General features: G+C 48.2%; 26 protein-coding genes, 1 pseudogene and 1 riboswitch. Of the genes and pseudogenes, 23 read left to right on the plus strand and 4 right to left on the minus strand.

From position 1 onward, the window contains the following. Window positions 1-30: 30 nt before the first annotated feature. From nuoH to lipA, 14 genes are all read left to right on the plus strand, one after another. Window positions 31-1,071 carry an NADH-quinone oxidoreductase subunit NuoH gene (gene nuoH / locus F3H20_RS11565; protein ID WP_149735078.1) on the plus strand — a complete coding sequence of 347 codons (1,041 nt, stop codon included), beginning with the start codon at window positions 31-33 and terminating at the stop codon, window positions 1,069-1,071. Window positions 1,072-1,124: 53 nt separating this feature from the next. Continuing rightward, window positions 1,125-1,574, plus strand: coding sequence for a NuoI/complex I 23 kDa subunit family protein (locus F3H20_RS11570; protein ID WP_149735079.1), 450 nt, complete (start codon window positions 1,125-1,127; stop codon window positions 1,572-1,574). Further along, window positions 1,574-2,083 (plus strand): NADH-quinone oxidoreductase subunit J family protein, encoded by a 510-nt coding sequence (locus F3H20_RS11575; RefSeq protein WP_223191737.1) that lies wholly within the window; start codon window positions 1,574-1,576, stop codon window positions 2,081-2,083. Before F3H20_RS11570 ends, F3H20_RS11575 begins: the two co-directional genes overlap by 1 nt. Then, window positions 2,080-2,388 carry an NADH-quinone oxidoreductase subunit NuoK gene (gene nuoK, locus F3H20_RS11580; protein WP_149735080.1) on the plus strand — a complete coding sequence of 103 codons (309 nt, stop codon included), beginning with the start codon at window positions 2,080-2,082 and terminating at the stop codon, window positions 2,386-2,388. Before F3H20_RS11575 ends, nuoK begins: the two co-directional genes overlap by 4 nt. 13 nt (window positions 2,389-2,401) lie before the next feature. Beyond that, window positions 2,402-4,309 (plus strand): NADH-quinone oxidoreductase subunit L, encoded by a 1,908-nt coding sequence (gene nuoL, locus F3H20_RS11585; protein WP_149735081.1) that lies wholly within the window; start codon window positions 2,402-2,404, stop codon window positions 4,307-4,309. After that, window positions 4,306-5,841: a complex I subunit 4 family protein gene (locus tag F3H20_RS11590; protein WP_149735082.1), complete on the plus strand. Its 1,536-nt coding sequence runs from the start codon at window positions 4,306-4,308 to the stop codon at window positions 5,839-5,841. Before nuoL ends, F3H20_RS11590 begins: the two co-directional genes overlap by 4 nt. Next, window positions 5,838-7,253 (plus strand): NADH-quinone oxidoreductase subunit N, encoded by a 1,416-nt coding sequence (locus F3H20_RS11595; RefSeq protein WP_149735083.1) that lies wholly within the window; start codon window positions 5,838-5,840, stop codon window positions 7,251-7,253. The genes F3H20_RS11590 and F3H20_RS11595 overlap by 4 nt, the downstream gene beginning before the upstream one ends. 185 nt (window positions 7,254-7,438) lie before the next feature. Further along, complete coding sequence (locus F3H20_RS11600; protein WP_149735084.1) at window positions 7,439-7,744, plus strand: hypothetical protein; 306 nt, start codon at window positions 7,439-7,441, stop codon at window positions 7,742-7,744. Between the two features lie 318 nt (window positions 7,745-8,062). Next, on the plus strand, window positions 8,063-9,010 hold the full coding sequence (locus tag F3H20_RS11605; RefSeq protein ID WP_149735085.1) for a sugar-binding transcriptional regulator: 948 nt from the start codon (window positions 8,063-8,065) through the stop codon (window positions 9,008-9,010). A gap of 169 nt (window positions 9,011-9,179) precedes the next feature. After that, a complete protein-coding gene (locus F3H20_RS11610; protein WP_149735086.1) occupies window positions 9,180-10,139 on the plus strand; it encodes a thiamine pyrophosphate-dependent dehydrogenase E1 component subunit alpha in 960 nt (319 codons plus the stop codon). A 15-nt stretch (window positions 10,140-10,154) separates the two neighbouring features. After that, window positions 10,155-11,129, plus strand: coding sequence for an alpha-ketoacid dehydrogenase subunit beta (locus F3H20_RS11615; RefSeq protein WP_149735087.1), 975 nt, complete (start codon window positions 10,155-10,157; stop codon window positions 11,127-11,129). 15 nt (window positions 11,130-11,144) lie between these two features. Further along, entirely contained in the window at window positions 11,145-12,443 is a 1,299-nt protein-coding gene (locus F3H20_RS11620; protein WP_149735088.1) for a dihydrolipoamide acetyltransferase family protein, read from the plus strand. Between the two features lie 16 nt (window positions 12,444-12,459). Then, window positions 12,460-14,130 carry a dihydrolipoyl dehydrogenase gene (lpdA, locus tag F3H20_RS11625; RefSeq protein WP_223191738.1) on the plus strand — a complete coding sequence of 557 codons (1,671 nt, stop codon included), beginning with the start codon at window positions 12,460-12,462 and terminating at the stop codon, window positions 14,128-14,130. A gap of 189 nt (window positions 14,131-14,319) precedes the next feature. Continuing rightward, on the plus strand, window positions 14,320-15,849 hold the full coding sequence (lipA, locus tag F3H20_RS11630; RefSeq protein ID WP_149735090.1) for a lipoyl synthase: 1,530 nt from the start codon (window positions 14,320-14,322) through the stop codon (window positions 15,847-15,849). 88 nt (window positions 15,850-15,937) lie between these two features. Here lipA and F3H20_RS11635 read toward each other — a convergent pair whose 3' ends face one another. Continuing rightward, complete coding sequence (locus tag F3H20_RS11635; RefSeq protein ID WP_149735091.1) at window positions 15,938-16,147, minus strand: hypothetical protein; 210 nt, start codon at window positions 16,145-16,147, stop codon at window positions 15,938-15,940. 354 nt (window positions 16,148-16,501) lie between these two features. After that, window positions 16,502-16,585, plus strand: a riboswitch (cyclic di-GMP riboswitch). 84 nt (window positions 16,586-16,669) lie between these two features. Between F3H20_RS11635 and F3H20_RS11640 the strand changes: the two genes are divergently transcribed. The 8 genes from F3H20_RS11640 to F3H20_RS20460 all read left to right on the plus strand — a co-directional run bounded on the left by F3H20_RS11640 (window position 16,670) and on the right by F3H20_RS20460 (window position 20,775). Continuing rightward, window positions 16,670-17,305 carry a CPBP family intramembrane glutamic endopeptidase gene (locus F3H20_RS11640; protein ID WP_149735092.1) on the plus strand — a complete coding sequence of 212 codons (636 nt, stop codon included), beginning with the start codon at window positions 16,670-16,672 and terminating at the stop codon, window positions 17,303-17,305. A gap of 50 nt (window positions 17,306-17,355) precedes the next feature. Next, on the plus strand, window positions 17,356-17,619 hold the full coding sequence (locus F3H20_RS11645) for a hypothetical protein (protein WP_149735093.1): 264 nt from the start codon (window positions 17,356-17,358) through the stop codon (window positions 17,617-17,619). Further along, entirely contained in the window at window positions 17,597-17,959 is a 363-nt protein-coding gene (locus F3H20_RS11650; RefSeq protein ID WP_149735094.1) for a hypothetical protein, read from the plus strand. Before F3H20_RS11645 ends, F3H20_RS11650 begins: the two co-directional genes overlap by 23 nt. Before the next feature lie 274 nt (window positions 17,960-18,233). Next, window positions 18,234-18,806 (plus strand): PH domain-containing protein, encoded by a 573-nt coding sequence (locus F3H20_RS11655; RefSeq protein ID WP_149735095.1) that lies wholly within the window; start codon window positions 18,234-18,236, stop codon window positions 18,804-18,806. Then, window positions 18,772-19,278, plus strand: a complete 507-nt coding sequence (locus F3H20_RS11660; protein ID WP_149735096.1) for a PH domain-containing protein — start codon at window positions 18,772-18,774, stop codon at window positions 19,276-19,278. Before F3H20_RS11655 ends, F3H20_RS11660 begins: the two co-directional genes overlap by 35 nt. 6 nt (window positions 19,279-19,284) lie before the next feature. Continuing rightward, window positions 19,285-20,121, plus strand: coding sequence for a DUF805 domain-containing protein (locus F3H20_RS11665; protein ID WP_149735097.1), 837 nt, complete (start codon window positions 19,285-19,287; stop codon window positions 20,119-20,121). A gap of 160 nt (window positions 20,122-20,281) precedes the next feature. Beyond that, on the plus strand, window positions 20,282-20,641 hold the full coding sequence (locus F3H20_RS11670) for a hypothetical protein (protein WP_149735098.1): 360 nt from the start codon (window positions 20,282-20,284) through the stop codon (window positions 20,639-20,641). Further along, entirely contained in the window at window positions 20,587-20,775 is a 189-nt protein-coding gene (locus tag F3H20_RS20460) for a PH domain-containing protein (protein ID WP_223191741.1), read from the plus strand. The genes F3H20_RS11670 and F3H20_RS20460 overlap by 55 nt, the downstream gene beginning before the upstream one ends. Window positions 20,776-21,241: 466 nt before the next feature. Here F3H20_RS20460 and F3H20_RS19930 read toward each other — a convergent pair whose 3' ends face one another. Together F3H20_RS19930 and F3H20_RS11680 are read right to left on the minus strand one after the other, a co-directional pair. Then, window positions 21,242-21,379, minus strand: coding sequence for a hypothetical protein (locus tag F3H20_RS19930; RefSeq protein ID WP_188128303.1), 138 nt, complete (start codon window positions 21,377-21,379; stop codon window positions 21,242-21,244). Window positions 21,380-21,462: 83 nt separating this feature from the next. Beyond that, window positions 21,463-21,756, minus strand: coding sequence for a hypothetical protein (locus F3H20_RS11680; protein ID WP_149735099.1), 294 nt, complete (start codon window positions 21,754-21,756; stop codon window positions 21,463-21,465). 434 nt (window positions 21,757-22,190) lie between these two features. Here F3H20_RS11680 and F3H20_RS11685 point away from each other — a divergent pair, with 434 nt between their 5' ends. Continuing rightward, window positions 22,191-23,228 carry a zinc-dependent dehydrogenase gene (locus F3H20_RS11685; protein WP_149735100.1) on the plus strand — a complete coding sequence of 346 codons (1,038 nt, stop codon included), beginning with the start codon at window positions 22,191-22,193 and terminating at the stop codon, window positions 23,226-23,228. Window positions 23,229-23,338: 110 nt separating this feature from the next. Here F3H20_RS11685 and F3H20_RS20180 read toward each other — a convergent pair. Next, window positions 23,339-23,556, minus strand: a pseudogene (locus F3H20_RS20180) (IS110 family transposase); the annotation flags it as partial.

A 23,556-nucleotide genomic window follows, 5' to 3' on the forward strand; every position in this document is an offset into this window, starting at 1 on the left:
TACAGGTTCGTAGCAAGGGAGGAGACTTTTATGAATGAGTTACTGGGACTTGCCAGGGTTGCGGCAATGGTCCGGGAGATACTGACGCCGTTCCTGCCCTATCCTGATATTGTGGATTTTATCATTGGCCTGGTAGGCATTGCCGGTATTTTTGGTGTTATTTTTACTGCCGCCCTGGTGCTGGTTTACGCCGAACGAAAAATCAGCGCTTTCATGCAGGTCCGCCTTGGGCCAAACCGGGTTGGACCGGCCGGCATGCTGCAGAGCTTTGCCGATATGCTTAAGCTGTTAAGCAAGGAGGATATTATTCCCTGTGGTGTTGACCGCTGGATGTGGATGCTGGCGCCGGTGGTGCTGTTTTTGCCGGCAGCAACCGTGTATGCTGTATTTCCTTTTGATGACGGGGCTGTGCTGGCCGATTTGAATATCGGTATTTTATTTGTTATGGCTATTTCCGCCCAGTCGACCCTGCCCTTTCTTATGGCCGGCTGGTCTTCCAACAGTAAATACGCTGTGATCGGCGGCATGCGGACGGTAGCTCAGATGTTAAGCTACGAAATTCCGCTGGTCTTTTCCGTACTGGGTATTGTCATGCTGGTCGGGTCCATGCGGTTAAGCGATATTGTGGCCGCCCAGCAGAATATATGGTTTATTGTGCTGCAGCCGGTGGCCTTTGTCATTTATGTCATTGCCGCCACGGCGGAGACCAACCGGGCGCCCTTTGACCTCGTGGAAGGGGAGTCGGAGATTATTGCCGGCCCGTTTACCGAGTATTCGGGCATGCGCTGGGCCTTCTTCTTCCTGGCGGAATATGCCAACCTCCTGGCCGTCTCGGCCATTGCCGCCACTTTGTTTCTCGGCGGCTGGCACGGGCCGTTCCTCCCTGGCTGGCTGTGGTTTTTTATCAAAGTAGGTCTGATGATTTTCTTATTCATGTGGTTTCGCTGGACCTTCCCCCGTTTCCGGATTGACCAGATGATGAGTTTTGGCTGGAAAATACTTTTGCCGCTGGCCTTGGCCAATATGGTTGTAACAGGAATCGGAATTTTTGCCTACAGGTTGTGGAGCTAGTGCTCCATTAACTTGCACTTTAAAAATTGGCGGAGCACTAGGAGGGATATGCCATGCAAGGCAAAGGCTTGCTCAAGGGGATGGGGATTACCCTGAAACGTTTTGTCGGTAAAAAAGTCACTGTTCAATATCCGGAGGAAAAACTTCCCCTGTCGCCGCGCTTTCGCGGTGGCGTACTGGATTTGTCAGTAGAAAAGTGCATTGCCTGCGGGTTGTGTGCCATGAGCTGTCCGAATCAGGCCATTGATCTTGGCACTGCCGTGGGAGAGAATAAAAAGAAACACCTGACGAGATACCACTATTTGTCAGGACGGTGCCTATACTGTGATTTGTGCATTGAAGCCTGTCCCACGAAGGCGATTGTTTGGGATAAGAATTATGAGAATTCCACGTACTGGCGGGATGACCTGGAGCATGACTGTATGGCGGCCGCTGCCGCTAAACAGGGGACTGCCGGCGAGCCGGACGCTACGGCGCCGGACGGGGAAAAGGGGGAGGACTGATGATGCAGGACTTGACCTATACGGCGGCCTTTTATCTATTATCACTACTTACGCTGGGGGCCGGGCTGGGTGTTGTCGTCAAGCGCAATCTGGTGCACAGCGCGCTGCTGTTGGCTCTTTCTTTTATCGGTGTGGCGGGGTTATATATCCTGCTGCAGGCGGAATATCTGGCTGCCGTGCAAATTTTGGTCTATAGCGGCGCCGTGGCAATCATGGTGGTTATCGGTATTATGCTAACCGTCCGCGGCGACATGCAGGACAGCAATCCGCCAGGCCGGCTGCGCTGGAGCGCCGCCGTGGTCAGCGTACTGTTTACCGGCATGCTGCTGGTGCTGGTGACGGCTACGCCCTGGAAGCACAGTGTCGCGACTGCTGCCCTAAACGCGGTGCCCCTCTTGGCTACACTGATGCTGGGCGACTACATGCTGGCCTTTGAGGCGGCGGCCGTATTGCTCCTGGCGGCCATGCTGGGGGCCATTATCCTGGCTAAAGGAGCGGATGAGCAATGATTGGACTGGAACATTTTCTGGTTGTCGGCGCGCTGCTGTTCGGTATCGGTTTGTACGGCTTATTGAGTAAGCGCAATGTAATCGCCTTATTGATGAGTATTGAACTGATGCTGAACGCCGTCAATATCAACCTGATTGCCTTTGCGCGGTTTGTGACTCCCGACCGTCCCGACGGACAGGTGTTTGCCATTTTCAATATAGCCCTGGCGGCAGCGGAAGTAGCTGTCGGGCTGGCGCTGGTATTTCGTATTTACCGGGACCGTGCCGGTATTGACGCAACTAAATTAAACGGGATGAAGTGGTAGAGAGGGGTGTTGGATGATGAGTAGCTATGCGTTGGCCCATGCCTGGCTGATACCGCTGTTGCCGGCCTTTGCTTTCCTGCTTGGCGGGACCTTGCTGCGCCGTATCCCCTATGCTGCCGCTTGGACTGCCATTCTTGCCAGTACCGGCAGTCTGCTGCTGGCGCTGGGGGTGGCCGGCGGGATGGCTGATGGTCGGATTACCATGGTGCAGCCGCTTATCTATAAGGTTTTGTGGTTTTCGGTGCCTGGCTTGTCGGCTGATATGGGGGTATATCTGGACCCGCTGACGGCCATGATGCTCTGTGTGGTGACCTTGGTGTCGCTGCTGGTGCAGATCTATTCACTAGGCTATATGGCCGGTGATCCCGGTTTTGCCCGGTTTTATTCTTTCCTGTCTTTATTTGCTGCCTCCATGCTGGGGCTGGTGATTGCCGCTAATTTTATCCAGATGTATGTCTTCTGGGAACTGGTGGGCTTATGCTCTTACCTCTTGATTGGCTATTATTTTCATAAGGTTTCCGCCCGGGAGGCGGCCAAGAAGGCCTTCATGACCACGCGAATCGGCGATTTCGGTCTGCTGCTTGGCATATTGCTATTGCAGCTTATCTTCGGGACGCTGGACTTTGCTAAGCTGGGCCTGGCCATTCCCGACTATGTGGCACAGGAAGGGAGCGCGCTGTTAACAGTTGTGGCTCTCCTGATCTTTATCGGGCCTGTCGGCAAATCCGGTCAGTTTCCGCTCCATGTCTGGCTGCCTGATGCCATGGAAGGGCCGACGCCCGTGTCCGCTCTCATCCATGCGGCCACCATGGTGGTGGCCGGGGTGTATCTGATTGCCCGTGCTTATGTGCTGTTTCACTCCTTGCCGGCGGCGCTTACGGTGATTGCCTGGGTTGGTGCGTTTACCGCCCTGTTTGCCGCCGTCATTGCCGTGACGCAGCGGGAAATGAAGCGGATACTGGCTTATTCGACCATCAGTCAGCTCGGCTATATGATGCTGGCCCTTGGGGTAGGAAGTTTGACGGCCTCCATGTTTCATTTGATGACCCATGCTTTTTTTAAAGCGCTGATGTTTTTGGCGGCCGGTTCGGTGCTGCATGCGTTGCATGATACGGCGGATATTTTCAAAATGGGAGGCCTGCGGCGGCAGATGCCGTTCACCTTTGCCGCGATGGCTGTCGGGGTGATCGCCATTGCCGGCATTCCGCCTTTTGCCGGCTTTTATTCCAAGGATGAAATTCTGGCTGCCGCTTATGCTGTCAGTACGCCGCTTTACCTGATCGCGGTAGTGACCGCTTTCCTGACTGCCTTTTATATGGCCCGGCTGTTATTTGTCGCCTTTTTCGGCGAACCAAAACCGGAAAATCATGCCCATGAGTCGGGGCCGGCCATGCTGCTGCCCTTGCTGGTGCTTGGTACGCTGTCGGTCATAGGCGGTTATCTGGCCCATGCGGCAGGCTTTGGCCACTGGATTTATTTCGGAGAGGCCCATATGGCGCCGGTCAACTGGCTGGTAGCCGGCACATCGACGCTGGTGGCTGTGGTTGCCATTGCGCTGGCCTGGAGCATCTACGGGGCCGGTGTGATCAAACCCTATCAGGTGCGGGACCGGCTGGAGCTGTTATACCAGTTGAGTTATCATAAATTTTATATCGACGAAGCCTATGCCTGGCTGAACCGGCATATTGTCAACGGTTTTGGCCGGCTGCTGGCCTGGGTCGACATTCATCTGGTCGATGGACTGGTCAATCTGCTTGCCTTGACCGTCCGGTCGAGTGGCGCCGTGCTGCGGCGTACCGAAACCGGTCAATTGCAGCACTACGCGCTGGTCTTCTTCGGTGCCGCCCTGGTTATCCTGCTATGGATTACTTACGCGGGCCACTCGCTGGCTATGGCCTGGATTGGAGGGGGAGTACGATGAATGAGTTTCCGATACTGACAACGATTTTGCTGCTGCCCATCCTTGGCGCTTTGCTACTGTCCTGCCTGCCGCCGTTGGCGGAAAAAGCCATTAAAGTGGTTGCCGCGGTGATTATGGGAGCTGTGGCCGTATTGGCGGTCTATGCCTATGGGGCGTATGATTTTACTGTTGGCGGCATGCAATTTACCCAAACCATACCCTGGATTGCCGATCTCGGCGTCAATTATGCCGTAGGTGTCGACGGTATGTCGCTGCCGTTTTTGCTGCTGACCGCCCTGATCGGGTTTTCCGCCGTTTTTGCCTCCTGGAATCTGGAACAACGGCCTAAGGAGTTTTTTGTTCTGCTGCTGATTTTGCTGGCCGGTGTAACCGGTACGTTCATTGTCCGGGATTTATTCATCTTTCTCCTGTTTTATGAACTGGTGGTCATTCCGATCTATATCATGGTCATTATCTGGGGCTCTACCAAGCGGGTCAGTAAGGAATACGCCGGGATGAAGCTGACGATTTACCTGTTGATCGGCTCGGCGTTCATGCTGGTCGGCGTGGTGGCTCTCTATCTAAACGCTTTTCCCGCCGGGGCGCGCACCTTTAGCATGGAGCTATTAGCCCAGGCCCATCAACTGGGGCATTTATCGGAAGAGTTTCAGGTTTTCGCCTTTTTCCTGTTGCTTTTGGGTTTTGGTTCGCTGCTCTCCATGTGGCCCTTCCACAGTTGGTCGCCTGACGGCTATGCCGGGGCGCCGACGGCAGTGTCCATGATTCATGCCGGTGTTTTGAAGAAGATCGGCGGCTACGGTTTAATCCGCATCGGTCTGTTGGTATTGCCGCTGGGCTTGAAGTTCTGGGCGCCGCTGATCGCCGGTCTGGCGGTGGTCAATGTTCTCTATGCCGCTTTTATCGCTCTGGCGCAGAAGGATTTGAAATATGTTGTCGGCTATTCTTCGGTATCCCATATGGGCTATGTCTTAATCGGCATTGCGGCGTTAAACGGCACCGGTATCAGCGGCGCCATCGCCAACATGTTTGCCCATGGCATCATGAGCGCCCTGTTCTTTGCCATGATCGGCTATGTCTATGAGAAGACCCATATTCGGGAAATGGATGGTCTGGGCGGTTTGGCCCATCAGATGCCCCGGGTGGCTACCGGCTTTATGCTGGCTGGCATGGCCTCGCTGGGTTTGCCCGGTCTGATCGGCTTTGTGCCGGAGTTTACCATTTTTGTTGGAAGTTTCAGCCAGTATCCGGTATGTGCTGTACTGGCTATTGCGGGTATTGTCTTTACCGCGCTTTATGTTCTCAGGCTGTTGGCCAATGTACTGTTTGGCCCGCGGCGGCCCGAATTTGACCGGTACCGGGATGCCCGCGGCGCAGAATTAGTGCCACTCTTCGTCCTGGGGGCCGTGTTGGTAGCCTTTGGTCTCTTCCCGAACCTATTGATGCAAAAAATAAGCAGTGAAGTTTCGACGATGCTACCACTCTTGGCAAGCCTTCAAGATGCGCCTGCACTATGGGGAGGGATTTGGCGATGAACTTTTCTCTAATCGTACCTGAGCTATTGACGGCTTGTTTGGCGATGTTTCTGGTGGTGCTTGATTTGCTGCTGCCGGGGAAGGAAACCCGCCGCAGCCTTGGCTATCTGGCTGTTTTTGGATTGCTGGGCATTCTGACGGTTTTGCTGGGCCAGCAGGAAGCAAGCGGCGCTTTTTACGTCAATTTGTATACCGTCGACGGTTATGCCGTATTTCTAAAAGCGCTATTCTTAATTGCCGTGGCTTTGACGCTGCTCTTTTCCTTTGATCTGATCGAGCGCCTGCCTCGCTATAGCGGTGAATTCTACGCCTTGATCGTGTTCAGCGTGTTAGGGATGATGCTGATGGCTTCGGCTAATGACCTGATTACCCTGATTGTCGGGATGGGGGTCATGAATATCAGCTTTTACATTCTGGTAGGTTACCATTTCAAGGATATGCGCTCCAGTGAAGCGGGCGCCAAGTATCTGATCTTAAGCGCCGCTTCGACGGCGGTGCTCTTATACGGCGCCAGTCTGGTCTATGGCTATACCGGCAGTGTCCAGTTTGCCAAAATCTTTCAGGCCGTAGACCCGTCTCCGGCCATGCTGGGCGGGATGGCCATGCTGGTTATCGGTCTGGGCTTTAAAATTGCCGCCGTACCTTTTCACATGTGGTCGCCGGATATTTACGAAGGGGCGCCGCTGCCAGTAACAGCACTCTTGGCCATGTGCTCCAAAGTGGCTGCCTTTGCCGTCTTACTGCGTCTGCTCATCCAGGCATTGCCGGCGCTGGCTGACGGCTGGGTGGCGATTGCTGCTCTGTTAGCCGTGCTGAGTATGATTACCGGTAATGTGATCGCCATGAACCAACACAATATCAAACGGCTGCTGGCCTATTCTTCTATTGCCCAGGCCGGCTACCTGCTATGTGGCCTGGTGGCAGCCGATCAGGCCGGTGTCAAGGGGATACTCTTTTATAGCCTGCTCTACGTGTTTGCCAATGTGGGCGCCTTTGCCGTCATTACGGTAGTTAAGCTCCATTCGGGTTCGGAGGATATGGCAGCGTTTGCCGGACTAAGTCGGAAATCGCCGTTTCTGGCGGTGGTCATGACCGTTTCGTTGCTGTCGATGGCCGGCATTCCGCCAATGGCGGGGTTTGCCGGAAAGCTATACCTGTTTCTGGCTGTCGTCGAACGGGGGTATCTGTGGCTGGCCTTGCTGGGCTTTGTTATGTCGATGATTTCAGTATATTACTATCTGTTGGTTGCCAAGGTCATGTACTGGGGAGAGCCCACTGACGGGAGACGCCTGGAGGTTGGTGCTCCGCTTAAATGGGCGGCAGCCCTCAGTCTGATTGCAACCTTGCTGCTCGGTGTGTACCCCGGCCCGTTAGCCGACGTGGCAGCTTGGGCGGCGGCCAGTTTGTTTTAGATTTGTTAATCTGTTAGAAGCGAGCCTTTCCTCCTTACTTGGTGGGAAGGTTCGCTTTTTTATGTTGTGTCGTTTAAAGCGTAAAGACGGTATTTCCGGGCAAAGCAGGGAAGGCCATGAATACGTGGAAATAGTACAAATGGGCCTTCGGGGTTCTTCCATTACAAAACGTAGGAGAGATTGCAATGAATGTCAATTTATGCACTAAGAAAATGAAAACTATTATTGCCAGTATACAGACCCAGAATGAAATAGAAAAACTGCAGTCTTACGGGGCGATTGTTTCCATTATGGAGTTGTTTGACGATTTGGCCGAGATATTGGCCGTATCGGAGGATATTTACCAGCAGTACAAAACAAGCCTGCTCTGGCACTGCCAGGTGCTCTGCGGCCTGGAGGAAGCGGCAGGGCTGGATGAGGCAAGCCATGTCGAGGCTGCCTGTGAAGAGATTAGAAAACTGAAATCGGTCCATTGTTTTAATTGCAATTAAATTAGTGGACTGTCTACTCTGAAATCACAATTACTTCACGGATCTTTTTCCGTAATGCTTTGTTGTCGTCAGCTTACATATATCCTATATGCGTGCCTCCTCCGCCTTGCCTTACGAAAAAATTTCCGCGAATTCATTTGCATTTCCAAAGTAGGCGGTCCACTAAGAGTAGAATAATAAAGGCTGCTTTTTTCGTGAATTATCTGAGAATATCCGGCCGGAGATATTGACAGACTTAAAGATAGGGCTTATGATAACAGTAGAAAGATGAACAAACGACACAATACCCGCGCATATGTTCAAAGAGGAGACTGATATATGGACAGTAGTATGGAAAAGTCTTTGCTAACCAGAATTGCCTGGATGTATTATGTGCAGGATATGACGCAGGGAGAAATTGCGGCAAAGCTGAACTTCTCCCGAACCAAGATCACTCGTTGCCTGGCCAAGGCAAAGAATACGGGCATTGTTGAAATCCATATTGCCTCGGAGTATCGTGCCTGTCTGGATACTGAACAAGCCTTGAAAGATCGGTTTCCTTTTTTGGAAACGGTGGTTGTCCCGGCCGGTAATAGTGATGCCGTCACTAAGGAAGGCGCTGGTAAAGCCTGTGCCGGTTACCTGGAAAATATCCTGACAGATGGTGATGTTGTAGGCATTGCCTGGGGCTCTTCCCTGTATGAAGTGGGAAAATTCCTGGGGCTGAAAAAGCCGCTAAATATTACCGTCGTACAGCTCATGGGTGGACTCAACAGCAGTGAAACCATCAATCCGGAGGAGATTGTCAAGCAAATAGCCCGTCGGCTGCATGCCAACGGGGTATGGCTGAACACACCGGCCATGATGGACACGCCGGAAATCAAAAAAGCTCTGCTAAGTGATGAAGGTGTCAAACGGGTTCTGACCAAGGCCACCAGTTGCACCAAAGCGTTGTTTGGCGTTGGCGATGTTAGTGACGACGGTTCGCTGGTTATCAGTAATGCGCTGACCGTAGCCGAGATGGCAAAATTGCGGGATATGGGTGCGGCTGGCAATCTGCTCGGCTGGTTTTATGATGTCAACGGCAATCCGATCCATTCCTTTGTCAGCGACAGGGTGATATCCGTACCGTTTGAGGATATTAAACGGATTCCGCACAAAATCTGTCTAGCTACAGGCTCTAATAAGGCTGTGGCAATTTTGGGAGCCATTCGCGGCGGCTGCATGAATACGCTGGTCACCGATGAAGTGACGGCTCAGGAAGTATTGCGGCTGGCCCGGCAGTAATATGTTTTTTTGTTTGCATGGCGTATGTAATTTTTTTTGAATAAAAATGAACAAATGTGCAATTGGCGATGCATATGTGCTCTGGCGACTGGGCTATGCCGGGAGGGGTGGCCTGCCAAGAGCATATATGCATGACTAGGAAGCAAAACATTTATAGGAGGGAACAGGAATGAAAGTAGAGAAAGAGACTTTGTTAAAATGGTACAAAAAAATGCTGCATACGCGTTTTTTTGAATCCCAGGTAGACGCGTTTTTTGCCAAAGGTATGATTCATGGTACGACTCACTTGTCCATCGGGCAGGAGGCCTTTGCCATCGGTTCCACCGGGGCGTTGCGCGAGGATGATTTGATTACCAGCACCCACCGTGGTCATGGCGAGTGTATCGGGAAAGATGCTGATGTGAATTTAATGATGGCTGAGCTGATGGGTAAATCCAACGGCTACTGCAAGGGTAAAGGCGGCTCTATGCATATTGCCGACCTGGAAAAAGGAAATCTGGGGGCTAATGGTGTCGTTGGCGGCGGTTTTGCTATTGCAGCCGGTGCGGCGATGACTCAGCAAATGAAAAAGACCGGCAAGGTAGTGCTTTGTTACTTCGGGGATGGTGCCAGCAACGAGGGTTCCTTTCATGAAGCACTGAACCTGGCTTCCATCTGGAAGCTGCCGGTTGTCTTTATGTGCACTAATAATAAATATGGCATGTCCATGTCCACCGAACGAAGCATGAATGTGGAAACCGTAGCCAGCCGGGCCGCTGCCTATGGTATGCCGGGTGTCACCGTACCGGGCAATGATGTATTGAAAGTATATGAAGCCACCTTGGAAGCGGTGGAACGGGCCAGAAGAGGCGAAGGGCCGTCGATTGTGGAAGGTCTTACCTACCGTTGGCTGGGCCATTCCAAGAGTGATGCCAACCGGTATCGCACGAAGGAAGAGATTGAAGAATGGAAAACCAAGTGCCCCATCAAGGCTTTTGAAAAATACTTAATGGAAAACAAAGTGGCTACCAGAGAAGAACTGGATGCTATAACCGCCACGGCAAAAGAAGACATTGCTCAGGCTGTAGCGTTTGCTCAGGCCGGTTCCTATCCCGGTATTGAAACGTTAGAAGAAGACGTATACGCGTAAAGGAGTGGATAGATAATGGCAGTAATCACATATAAAGAGGCTGTAAGACAGGCCATGCAGGAAGAAATGCGCCGCGACGAGACGGTCTTTCTGATGGGTGAGGATGTAGGTATTTACGGTGGTGCTTTCGGTGTGTCACTGGGCATGCTGGATGAATTTGGCGAGGAACGTGTGCGGGATACGCCGATTTCGGAAGCGGCTATTTCCGGTGCGGCCGCCGGCGCTGCCGTCACAGGCATGCGGCCGATTGCCGAAATCATGTTTAGTGATTTTATTACGATTGCAATGGATTCTTTGGTTAACCAGGCGGCCAAAATGAGATATATGTTTGGCGGCAAGGCCAAAGTTCCCATGGTGCTTCGCCTGCCGGGCGGTTCGGGAACGGGTGCGGCAGCACAGCATTCGCAGAGCCTGGAAAACTGGCTGGTCCATGTACCGGGATTGAAGGTAGTTATGGCGACCACCCCCTATGATGTAAAAGGCTTGTTAAAAACCGCTGTCCGTGATGACAATCCGGTCGTATTTATTGAAACTAAAACCTGTTATAACCGCAAGGGAGAGGTGCCGGAAGGCGAATATACCATTCCCTTTGGTGTAGCCGATATAAAACGGCAGGGCAAAGATGTAACTATTCTGGCCACCGGCATCATGGTGCACCGTTCGCTGGAAGCGGCCGAACTGCTGGCTAAGGAAGGCATTGATGTAGAGGTCATTGATCCGCGTACTCTGGTGCCGTTCGATAAAGAAACGCTGGTCAAATCAGTGATTAAAACCGGCAAGCTGATCATTGTCCACGAAGCCTGCAAACGCGGCGGCTTTGGCGGCGAAGTAGCTGCTGAGGTTATGGACAGTGAAGCCTTTGATTATCTGGATGCACCGATCAAACGGGTAGCCGGTAAAAATGTACCTATTCCGTACTGCATGGAACTGGAAAAAAGCGCAGTACCGCAGATCGACGATATTGTAAAAGCCGTCCGTGAAATTGTATAAACAGGAGGAGTTAGCATGGCAGCAGAGTTGTTGATGCCCAAACTGGGCATGACCATGGAAGAGGGAACCATTGTGAAATGGTCTAAACAGGTGGGAGACAAAGTCGCTGAAGGCGAAATCCTGCTGGAAATTATGACGGACAAAGTCAATATGGAAGTGGAAGCTCCGGCTACCGGGGAAGTACTGGCTATATTGGCGGCTGAAGGCGATATTGTTGCGGTAAATACACCGATTGCTTATATCGGGCAGCCCGGCGAAAAAGTCGGTACGGCAGCGGCACCGGCGGTTCCGGGACCAGCTCCGGCTCCGGTGGCAGCGGCAGTAGCGGCTGCTCCGGTAACTACGGCGGCGATCGGCGCCGAGGGGAAAATAAAAGCCAGCCCGGCAGCCAAACGGGTTGCCCGGGAAGAACATATCGATCTGCGTCAGGTACCGCCGACCGGACCGGGTGGCAGAATCATTGAGAAAGATGTAAGAAACTTTAAAGCCAGCCCGCTGGCGCAGAAAATCGCCCAGGACAAGGGCGTTGATCTGGCAGCCGTTACCGGCACAGGCATTGGCGGCAAGATTATGAAAGCCGATGTGGAAGCCGCTGTCGCTACGCCGGCTGCTGCGCAAAAACCGGCAGCAAAAGCCATTCGTAAACCGCTGACTGGTCTGCGCAAGGCGATTGCCAAAAATATGGCTGAGGCCTGGGAAGCTCCTCATGTCACTCTAAACACTGAAGCCGATATGAGCGGTATGGTAGCTCTTAGAAAGCAGATTATTCCTGGCATTGAAAAACGGACCGGCATCAAGCCGTCCTATAACGATCTTATTATCAAAGTCGTAGCCAAGGCGCTGCGGGAAAACCCGACGATCAACTCCCGTTTCTATCCCGACGGCGTGGAAGCTTGCGAGGATGTTAACGTAGGTATGGCTGTTGCTATCCCGAACGGTCTGGTTGTACCTGTCATTAAAAATGCCGACACGCTAAGCGTTGAACAAATTGCTCAGGCAACCAAAGGCTTGGCCGCGCGGGCCAGAGACGGGAAACTGGCGCCTGACGAAATGTCCGGCGGTACCTTTACCGTATCTAACCTGGGAATGTTTGGTATTGATACCTTTACCCCGATCATCAATAAACCGGAAATTGCCATTTTGGGCGTAGGCCGCATGCTGGATAAACCGGCTGTAAAAGACGGTGAGATTGTTATTCAGCCACGGATTTCCCTGTCGTTGTCCTTTGACCACCGTGTGGTAGATGGCGCTGAAGCCGCTAAATTCCTGGGACGCATCAGAGAACTGCTGGAAGATTATCTCCAACTCATATGACAACGGAGGAATGGCAATGGCAACAGAATTGTTAATGCCCAAGCTGGGCATGACCATGGAAGAAGGGACCATTGTAAAATGGTTCAAGCAGGTCGGTGAGCAGGTAAAAGAAGGTGAAATCCTGCTGGAGATTATGACCGACAAGGTCAATATGGAAGTGGAAGCTCCGGCTACTGGCCAGGTGCTGGCTTTATTGGCACCGGAGGGGGCCGTGATTGAAGTTAATAAACCGATTGCCTATATCGGGCAGGCCGGTGAACAGGTTGGCGCGCCGCAAGCCGCTCCGGCAGCACCTGCCGCTGCCGGCAAGACCGACTATCAGGTGGTTGTTCTGGGCGGTGGACCGGGCGGTTATGTGGCCGCTATCCGGGCGGCCCAGTGCGGTCTGAAGACGGCCCTTATCGAGAAGGATTCCCTCGGCGGGACCTGCCTCAACCGGGGTTGCATTCCGACCAAAGCCTTGCTGCGAAGTGCCGAAGTCTATGAAACGATTAAAAAGGCCGGCGAGTTTGGTATTGCCGCCTCAAACGTTACCAGCGATATGAAAGCCGTATTTGCCCGTAAGGACCGCATCGTAAAAGGCTTGGTCGGCGGCATCAAAGGTCTGCTGCAGGCCAATAAGGTGGATGTTTTTAACGGGGAAGGCAAGGCTATTAGCCCTAACCAACTGGAGATCACTCAAAAAGACGGGGTGAAAAAGATTTCAACCGAGAAGCTGATTATAGCTACCGGTTCGACTCCCTTTATGCCACCCATTCCCGGTGCGGACAATCCGGGGGTCATCACCAGTAATGAAGCGCTGGAACTGGGCAAGGTGCCGCAGTCGCTGGTTATTATCGGCGGCGGTGTCATTGGTCTGGAGTTTGCCTATATGATGCAGACCTTCGGAGCCAGGGTAACTATTATCGAAATGCTGCCCCGTATTCTGCCGATGGCTGATAAAGAAGTGGTGGACGTATTGGTGGGTTCTCTGAAAAAACAGGGTGTAACTATCTTCACCAATGCCAAGGTCAATAAAATCAGCAAAACGGCCAGTGCGCTGGCGGTGGAATATGAGTTTGAAGGTGCGCTTCATACGGTAGAGGGTGAGAATGTACTGGTATCTACTGGGCGGGCGGCTAACTTTACCGGTATTGAAGGCTTAGGCATTCATGAGAAAAAAGGTATTCCAGTCAATGAGAAAATGGAAACCAAGCTTCCCGGCGTTTATGCTATCGGCGACATTGCCAGCAAGATTCAATTGGCTCATGTGGCTTCAGCCCAAGGCATTGTGGCTGCCGAAAACGCTGCCGACATGAACTCTCATTACTCGGATAAAATCATTCCTTCCTGCATCTACACCAGTCCGGAAGTAGCCTGGGTCGGCATCAGCGAAGCGGAAGCGAAGGAAAAATATCAGGATATTAAAGTAGGTAAATTCCCCTTTAAGGCCAGCGGTAAAGCGATGGCCTACGGCGATACCGAAGGCTTTGTCAAAGTAGTTTGCGATGCCAAGTATGGCGAAATACTGGGTGTCCATATTGTCGGACCCCATGCCACCGATCTGGTATCGGAAGGCGTACTGGCGCAGTCGCTGGAAGCAACGCTGGAAGAACTGGGCCACGCTATCCACCCCCATCCGACGCTTTCCGAAGCCCTGATGGAAGCGGCTCATGTAGCGATGGGACAGGGGATTCACTGGAAATAAGCGGTTGTAGGGTGTGTCTTAGAACTAACGGAATGACCCATGGCGAGTGATTTTTGTGCCAGACGAGGCAAATTTTTGTAGAAATAGCGGTTCCTATTTCAAGAAAATTTAACGAAGTATGGCGCAAAAAGCAACGTCATGGAGCGTTTCGGATAGTTTTAAGACACGCCCTGAATAGGAGGGTAAACCATGCTTGTACTGAACTGGGGTCTGACTCCTTACCAACATGCCTGGCAGTTCCAGGAGAGCTATACCAAAGCGCGGCGGCAAGGCAAAGCTGACGAGGATGTGTTAGTGCTGCTGGAGCATCCGCCGGTCATTACGGTCGGGCGGAGTGGCGTGGATGGGCATATACTAGTCGACAGCCTGACGCTTAAAGAAAAACAGTGTGAAGTATATCATGTGGACCGGGGCGGCGATGTTACCTATCACGGGCCGGGTCAGTTGGTAGGCTATCCACTGCTTGATCTGAAGCGTTACGGTAAGGATGTCCATGCCTATGTTCACAACCTGGAGGAAGTGATCATTCGCACGCTGGCCGATTTCGGCATCATCGCCGGACGGGATGAGAAATATACCGGTGTGTGGGTTGGTGAGGACAAAATTTGCGCCATCGGGATCGGGGCGCGCAACTGGCTCAGTTTTCATGGGTTTGCCTTGAATATAGACGCCGATTTATCGTACTTTTCCTTTATTACTCCCTGCGGCATTCGAGGCCGGGGCGTAACCAGCATGGAAAAACTGCTGGGAGCAGCTCCTGCTATGCAGGAAGTGCGCAGCCGTCTGATCGCTCATTTCCAAGCGGTTTTTCAGATTGCTGCCGTGACAGAAACCGATGGCCGCTGGCTGGGCGATACCCGTCCGCCATCCTGGCTTAAAGGACGGGTCGCCAGTAACCAAAATGCCAGCGAGGTTCACGGTATGCTGGATGAACTGGCTCTAAATACCGTTTGCTCCGGTGCACATTGCCCGAATATGGGGGAGTGCTATGCCAGCCGCACAGCTACCTTTATGATTCTGGGCAGCCAGTGTACGCGGCAGTGCCGTTTCTGTGCCGTGCAAAAGGGCCAGGTGCAGCCGGTGGATGCGGGAGAACCCGAACGGGTAGCCCACATGATAAAACGGCTGGGTCTGCAGTATGCAGTTATCACTTCGGTAACCCGTGATGACTTACCGGATGGCGGTGCCGAGCATTTTGCCCGTACGATTGAGGCCATCCGGCGAATTTCACCCGGCACGCTGATTGAAGTATTAATTCCCGATCTGCAAGGTAACGAAGCGGCACTGGATACGGTCATTGCCGCCCGGCCGGAAGTCATTAACCATAATGTGGAGACCGTGCCTGCCCTCTATAGCGAGGTTCGCCCGCAGGCTAACTATCAACGGTCTCTGGCCGTATTGGACTATGTGAAACGCCAAGCCCCTCACATTAAGACCAAATCGGGCATTATGGTTGGGTTGGGGGAAACCCCGGCTCAAGTGGCTGCTGTTCTGGCCGATCTTCGATCTATTGGCTGTGACTTCCTGACCGTAGGGCAATATCTGGCACCGTCAGCTCAGCATATTGCCATCAAAGAATATGTCGCACCCGAACAATTCGTGCACTACCGGGAACTGGCGGAAAGCTTCGGCTTCCTCCACGCCGCCAGCGGCCCCCTGGTGCGCTCCTCCTACCGGGCGGCGGACGGGTTCTTTCAGAAGGAAAGACTTTCGTCCTGATTGCTGAACATTGATTAAATAAAAATAAGGCCCTGTCTACGACATTACATTGAAGTCGCAGACAGGGCCTTATTTATTGTTACCGTAGTCAAATATTATCATTGATTTTCCAACGACCATTCTCATAGGTAATCAAACCAGCGAATTCCAATTGGTCCGGGGCTTGTCTCAAACCGGTTAGTTTGCTGTAGACGATTGCGTAATCTCCTGATGTAGGAAAGAGCTTATCACAGGTTTCCACTTGGTATTCCCAGTTGCAAATAATATTGGTAAGAGCCTGATGTAATAAAGAATCCACGTGCATTCTCCTTTTTATTTTTACTAAGCAATATTATATTAAAAATAATTTCCAGATAATAGTATGAAGATAGATTATATAATATTTTTTTGTTTGGTTTATTAGATTAGTCTTTGGATATATCAAGGAATGTGCTCTTTCAAAAGAAATGATTTTTGTCATAATTAGGCATTTAGTTAAAGAACAATAAGGTCTTGGCTACGACACGCAATAAATCGTAATCAAGGCCTTATTGTCATTTTTTGCAGAAAAATGTAAAAAAGATAATAAAATGAAGTTAAATCCAACAAAGGAATATAATGGAATACGTAGAAATTTTGTAATGGGATAGTTTCAAATCAATTTCAAAGAATTATATGATATGGAAGCGAAGAACGGTAGGCTGTATCTGGACACTTGGTCTGCCTGGAGATGGTAGTGTAACCGCCCATTTCTTTTTAGAGAGGGGCGGTTTTCATTTATGGAAATGTAGTATGCAGTTTTAGAAATCTTTAACTTTAAAAAAGAGTGGAGAAATTAGTCATGACCAATGAATTGGAACGTAAAAGAGAATGGAAAGGTCTGATATTTTTTGTTTTTTTTGTATATGGGATATGGACTGTGTACAGTCTTGCAATGATTTTTCTTTTTCTTGATCAAAAAAGTTTTGTCTGGATTCTCCATAATTATGGGGTGAGCCAAATTGTTTTTACAGGATTACCTATTTTTTATTATTTAAAATTTATAGAAAAAGTTGATATTAATTATTTAAAATTCAATAACATTAACAAGAGAGGTTTAATAGTATTAGTAACTTTTATTGCTATTGAATTTGCAATTCACTTAATAAGAATAAATCGAGAGCAGATGGTGAATTATGGTTCTTTTATTTTTTTAAATCAATGGACTAAAGGAATCATAATATCAAGTCTTATGGATGAAATATTATACAGAGGGGTGATTTTACAAAAACTTATGAAGCTCATGCCCTTCTGGATTGCTAATATAGTCGTTACTTTAGTAGAGATAGCATTATACAGGCCTGGAAATGCTATTGTTTGGTTGGATAATTTTATAGGTGGGATCATGTTTGGTTACGTGTTTAAAAAATCAAATTCTTTATGGGGGGCAATCTTAGCACACGCTGCATTTAATTTTATTAACATATACATTCATTAGTAAGATATTATTCATTAATTTTGATGAGTGAAGAATAGAGGAGGATTTTTTTGTCTTCTAAAGTTTGGGTATGTGGTGTCATTGCTTTAAAATTGACCTGGTTATCCTATCCCTTAGCGGCGTATGTTGGGCTGCGATTTCAAGAAATTATAGGGATGCAGATGGTTTTTCCTTTGGTATTTCTTTTTTTCTTGATGTTGATCATTACTTTTTGTGAAGGGTTTAGCTTTTTATATAATAAAGTAAAAGGTAGAGAGCAAACGATAGCGCTAATTTATGACGAAAAAGAAAATGAGCAGTCTGATTTTATTTGAAAAGAAAACAAGGTCCAACATGTCGTTTTATTATCAGTTAGTAAAGAAACAGGGGGAAATACGTTGGTATGGGTCCTGCTTCTTTGAACAAAAGACGATAACGGCAATAGAAATATTTGCGGATGGTTCTGATGATTGTCCGGTCATGAAAGCTGTTCAAAGTTCCGGTGAAGTTTTTTCGGTCTATGACCAAGAATTTCTTAGCGGATATATAGCGGAAGAAGATACTGATATTATTTTTAGCAATTCAGATGATAAACAAATCTTGCTGGCTGCCAAGAAAGAAATTAAAGATGAAGAAGCACAGGCGATGGATAATATCCTTTTTCTTGGGATTTGACACCATCCTTTAATAAAAACGGAAATTGTTATGTTTTGCGCGGGCGGGAAGGGCTGGTAGGGGGGAAGTATTATGTTGGATTGCAAAATCTGGAGTTAGTAGAAGCTTGAGCTATTGATGATTTTACCATGAAGCTAATTATGTTGATTATTATAATTCTTGACAATCGTCATAATAACTATTTTATTTGATCAAAGATGAAGATATTTAGAAGGATTAGAACCTACTAGCAAGCCTTAAGCTATAATATTTTTTTGCAGGAGGCGGGACAAAGATGGCCTATCAACTTACTTATCTAGATGTTTTACAGGCATTGTTTATACCTTTTAATATGTCCTTTTGGGCATTAAATATGGGAATATATATCATTATTGGTTTTATTCTATGGCGTGGGACAATATCGATGAAAAAATGGTATAGAGTTATGCTGGTATTAGCCAGTGTTATTATATTTTTGCTGGCTATGTTTTTAGTTGGAGTCAGTAATGAAGGGGATGGCTGGCAACTGTCGGAGCAAGAAATTAGGATAAAAGCCTGGCCGATTGAAGAGACTGCCGATTTGAAGACTGTCCAGATTGCCTTGGTGAGTCCGTGGAGCGAATGGCAGCCGACCTTGCGGACCAATGGATATAGTGTTCCTGGGTTGTCAACGGGATGGTTCAAGCTTCGTAATGGAAAAAAAGCGGCTATTTTCTATCATCAGAATCCACCGGATATGCTGCTGCTAAAGTCCGGTGATACTTACTATATTCTGGCTCATCCGGGTGTCCGGGAATTGTATATGAAACTTCTACAACAAGGAGTGAAAAAGTATGATTTATCAATTTCCCAAGTCGCCTTTAGATAGAATGGCCTGTTTTTCTACAGTCAGTTCTTTTGCCATTCTATGGGGAATAACGTTATATGTCGTACTGTATAGTCCGCTGAATAAAGGATATTTTTGGCTTGCTTTAGTATGGCTGGCTTTTCTCTCGGCTTATTTTTGGCAAGTTCGCTTTTATACATTGCGGGAAGACTGTGTCGTTATCCATCGTTTTATTGGAAATATAGTGATTCCGTTAAAAAAGATTGAATCTGTTCAAAGAGTGGAAAAGCTTTCAATATCGCTGCGTTTATTCGGTTCCGGTGGTTTGTTCGGCTATTTTGGCATTTTTCAACTAGAACAGGGAGGTCGGATAAGATTGTACTGCACTCGTTCTTCTAATTTAGTTGTAATCAAAGCGGATAAAGCTTATGCTATTTCACCGAATGATTCAGCAGAATTTTGCCAGCGAGTAATGGAGAAGATGGGAAAGCAGTGGACTGAAAAAGAAGGCTGAAGAGACATGTATACCAAAGCAGTTAATTGGCTTATTGTAATATTAAAAGTTTGCGGGATGCTTGGTGTTTTTTTTCTCCTGCGATTGCTATTATCAATCTTTCCTGGCGATTATTGGGGATTTTTCCTTACTTATTTTTGGCTGTTTGTTTTGGCCGGTTTGATCCCGGCTTTAATAGCCAGATTGAAAGGTGATAATTTCTGGGGCTGGTGGTTGCTTGGAACCTTGACGCCGGTTATTTCCATCGTTATTGCTGCCAGTCTGGAAGAACGGAGTGAATGGAACGGAGCAAAGTCGGCAGAGGATGTTGCCACAGTGGAGCAGTGTGATTTTTATATCAAGACGGTAGCTTGTAGGTCTGAACAGTGGGAGTACCGAATTGAAAATAATAGTCAGCAGGTGCTGTGGCTGGGAAGGAGATATTTGAGGTGTAAAGAGGTTACGGCGATAGAATTGTTTACTCCGGAGGAAAATCAGATATGGATTATGAAAGCAGCCTATGATAACGATAGTAAAAGGTTTTGTTTACATACACAGGAAGGTTGTAGCGGGCAACTTTTACTACAGGCTGATGGTTGGATTTTAACGGATGTCAATGGGGCAGGCTGGCTTAAGATTACGGAAGAAATACTGGAAGATCAGAGTCTGTTTCGTCGTTATGGTACTGAACAACTGGCTAGGCGTTTTGCTTTTTGTCATAAGAATGAGAAGCTTTTGGGGCGGTATTATGTGGCGCTGCAAAATTTAGAAATAGCGGCCAGCTTTACTGACGATTATGAAATAAGGGCGGTATTGCTTGCAGCTCTTTTGCTGGATGGTCACTATAACAAGCACGTAATATGAAACCAAAGCAACCTCATGAAATAGCAAGTTAGTCTAGTGCAACGTGATTAATCTATTCGTTAAATGTAGAAGCAATGGGAATATCACATACATGATCTGTTGGCTCATCCCAGCGTTAAAGAGCTGTATCGAAAAATTGTGAAATAAGAGGTGAGTGAGATTGCTCGGTAAATTTAAAACTGCACCACTTGATAAAACTGCTCGATTTGCAACACTTAGCCCAATTTATATAATGGGAGCGGTAACATTATTTTTTGTCATTATTGAAATTATCGTGATAAAAGAAGTAGTGGTACTTCCTTATCTTTTTGTTTTTTGGTTGATAATTATAAGCGGTTATTTTTGGGGGCCCCGCTCTTATACGGTATCAGAGACAACAATAGCCATCCATCGACCAATTGGAAATATCATTATTCCAAAATCCGAGATCAAAGAAATCGAAATAGCTGACAAATACCTATTGGTATACGTGTATTTGGATCAGGTGGCGCTTTTGGTTATTATGGGAAGTTTCGTTTAACTAATGGACAGCCTGCTACACTATACTGTACTTGCTTAGACAGAGTAGTTGTCCTGAAAACGGAAAAAATTTTTTATATTATTTCCCCGTCCGACCCGGAAGGATTTCACCGTACTTTACAAGTGCAAAAATAATTCAAATATAAAAACTAACCATAAAAATTTAACTAGCAGTTAAGGGATGTCAGACTGTGCAAAAATCATAGTTGGTTGTAATAATATCCCAAAGCGGAGATTATCAGCGATATTCTATTGTTTTTTTGTTTCTCAATTCAATATTAGTGCCTATTTTAATATCTAAGTGGTGAATAAGAATTATGGGAATTAGTTTTCGCACAGTCTGGTGTCTCTTCTGGACGAATCGATAAATCGACATGTGATATGAGGTTAGAATGTATATAGAACATATAAAAAGCAAAGGCCTAAAACCTTTGCTTTTTGTGTTTACAAAGAAAAACCAAGGTCAGCTTCGTTGGTGACCTTGGTTTAGGGAGAGGGTTATTGTGTATTTGGCTATATGTAGGTGGACAGTCATAGTATTACCCTAAAAATACAAAATATACACAGTATAATAAAAAAATTTAGCGCCAATTGCATAAGGTCATGCCTTGGCAGGAGGAACGGCAGGCTGGTTCTGACTGTTGTTTTCCCGGGCGGATTTTCGATTGGAGTAGTGCTTAGGATCGCCTAAGGTTACTTTAGAAGAATTTCCTTTGATGGTTTCCCTGATGATGGCCAATAAGATCACCTCCCAGGATTATTTTATCCAACCGGGAAGAGAAAAAACGGCCAGCCGGAGGCTGACCGCAATATAATAGTAATTTAATTAACGATATTGTTTACTTTGTTTTTAGGACAGGTGGAAGATTTCTTGTCGTTGATCTGTTTTTTCGGCGGCAGCAGTTTTTTTACTTCTAATTTGCATTTGTCGGAATGTATATGATGCTTCTTGCAATTCGGGTCGTTGGAATGATTCGAATTGGGGCATTGCTGTTCCTGAGCCGGAGGTGTTTGGGGCAACTCTGTTTTTGGAGAAGCGTACACCGACATAGCACCGACGCCGTATACCATTGCTAAACCTAATACCAAAGACATGGCCTTTTTATTTTTATTCAACAAACGAAAACCCCTTTCTTATGTACCGGTATAGTTTTGGAAACTGTTGATGTGCTTGTTACATCGCTGTTCCTGTGGCACATATATAGCTTACTGGATAAGTTTTAAATTTTCTTTAATTTGGTTATGGTAAATTCCGGTGTAATCAAGGGAAGATAAGAAAATACTAGACCTAGGGCATGTTTTCAAACTATCCGAAACGCCTCTGACAGCGATTTTTGTGCCATACTTTGTTAACATGTTTTGAAATAGGGGCTGCCTGCGGGTAAAATGTGGCTTTGTCTGGCGCAAAAATTACTCGCTATGAACATTTTATTGATTTGAAGCTACGTCTTGACATTGACAAAGGTACAGTTTTCTTGTACAGTAAGAGTGTAATCACAAATGATATTTATTGATCACAAATGTGAAAAGATAATTAGGAGGATGACAACATGAGAGCAGCCGTGTATTATGGTCCGAAAGATATCCGTATTGAAGAGCGAGCCATACCGGAGATTGGCAAGGGAGATATATTGGTACGGGTAAAATACTGTGCGATTTGCGGTACCGATGTGAGAATTTATAATTTTGGTCAGGCCAATGTGACGCCGCCGCGGATTACCGGTCATGAGCTGACCGGTGTTATTGAAAAAATGGGCGATGAAGTGGAAAATTATCAGCTTGGCGACAAGATCTGTCTGGTTCCGATTATGCCCTGCGGGACTTGTGAATACTGCCTGAAAGGCAAGAGCAACCTCTGCGACAATATCGCCACCTTTGGCTACAATCTGGACGGAGGGTTTGCCGAGTATATCAAAATTCCCGAACGGGCAGTGAAAAGCGGCAATGTAATTAAATTGGCGGAAGATGCCGACCTGTTGGGCACTAGCATTACCGAACCGTTATCCTGCGTCATCAACGGCCAGGAATACTTGAATATCGGCCTGGGTGATACGGTGCTGGTTATTGGTGCAGGAACGATCGGAGCCATGCATGTGTCACTGGCTAAAGCACGGGGGGCGGCTAAAGTTATTCTGGCCGATATTGGTCAGGCCCGGTTGGAACTGGCCGGCAAATGCGGTGCCGATCATTTGATTAATTCCAAAGAGTGTGATCTAATAGAAGAAGTGAAAAAACTTACCAACGGCAAGGGCGTTGATGTTGCTATTACAGCCTGCTCCGTACCCGTGGCACAGGCACAGGCGCTGCAGGCCGTCCGGAAGGCCGGGAAGGTCAGCTTCTTTGCGGGTCTGCCGAAGGATGCGGCGGTCAATGCGCTGGACATGAATATTATCCACTATAAAGAGGTCTCGGTATTTGGGGCTTACGGTTCAAGCATCGCCCAGAATATAAAGGGGTATCACCTGTTAGCCAATAAAATTGTCGATGCCGACAAAATTATAACTAACGTGCTGCCGTTGGAACAATTGATCGACGGTTTTGAAATGGTTAAAAAAGGCGAGGGCTTAAAAATAGCCATCAAATTATAAGCCTGCAAAGTAAATGTCAAGAGAAGAATTGAGAAAACAGTGCGAGTAAAAATACGCAATGCAAACAAGCCACCGCAAAAAGCGCTGGCAGCCAAGTGAGTTGCAGGGAACTACTCGGTTGTGTTAAGCGAAGCTAAGTATTCTTTTACCTTCCCGTAGTAAATGCGCAGAAATTTGTTAGCCCCGGCGGCCATGTAGACGAAGTAAGGTTTTCCCTCGTCCCGTTTCCTGTTCATAAAGCAGAACACAGGGTCATCTGGTGGGGCTTTCTTAATGAGTACGTCCATCACTAGAAAAAGCGTTTTCCATAGCTCCGGGGAGCCGTGTT

Source organism: Propionispora hippei DSM 15287 (genome assembly GCF_900141835.1).
Taxonomy (GTDB): Bacteria; Bacillota; Negativicutes; order Propionisporales; family Propionisporaceae; genus Propionispora; species Propionispora hippei.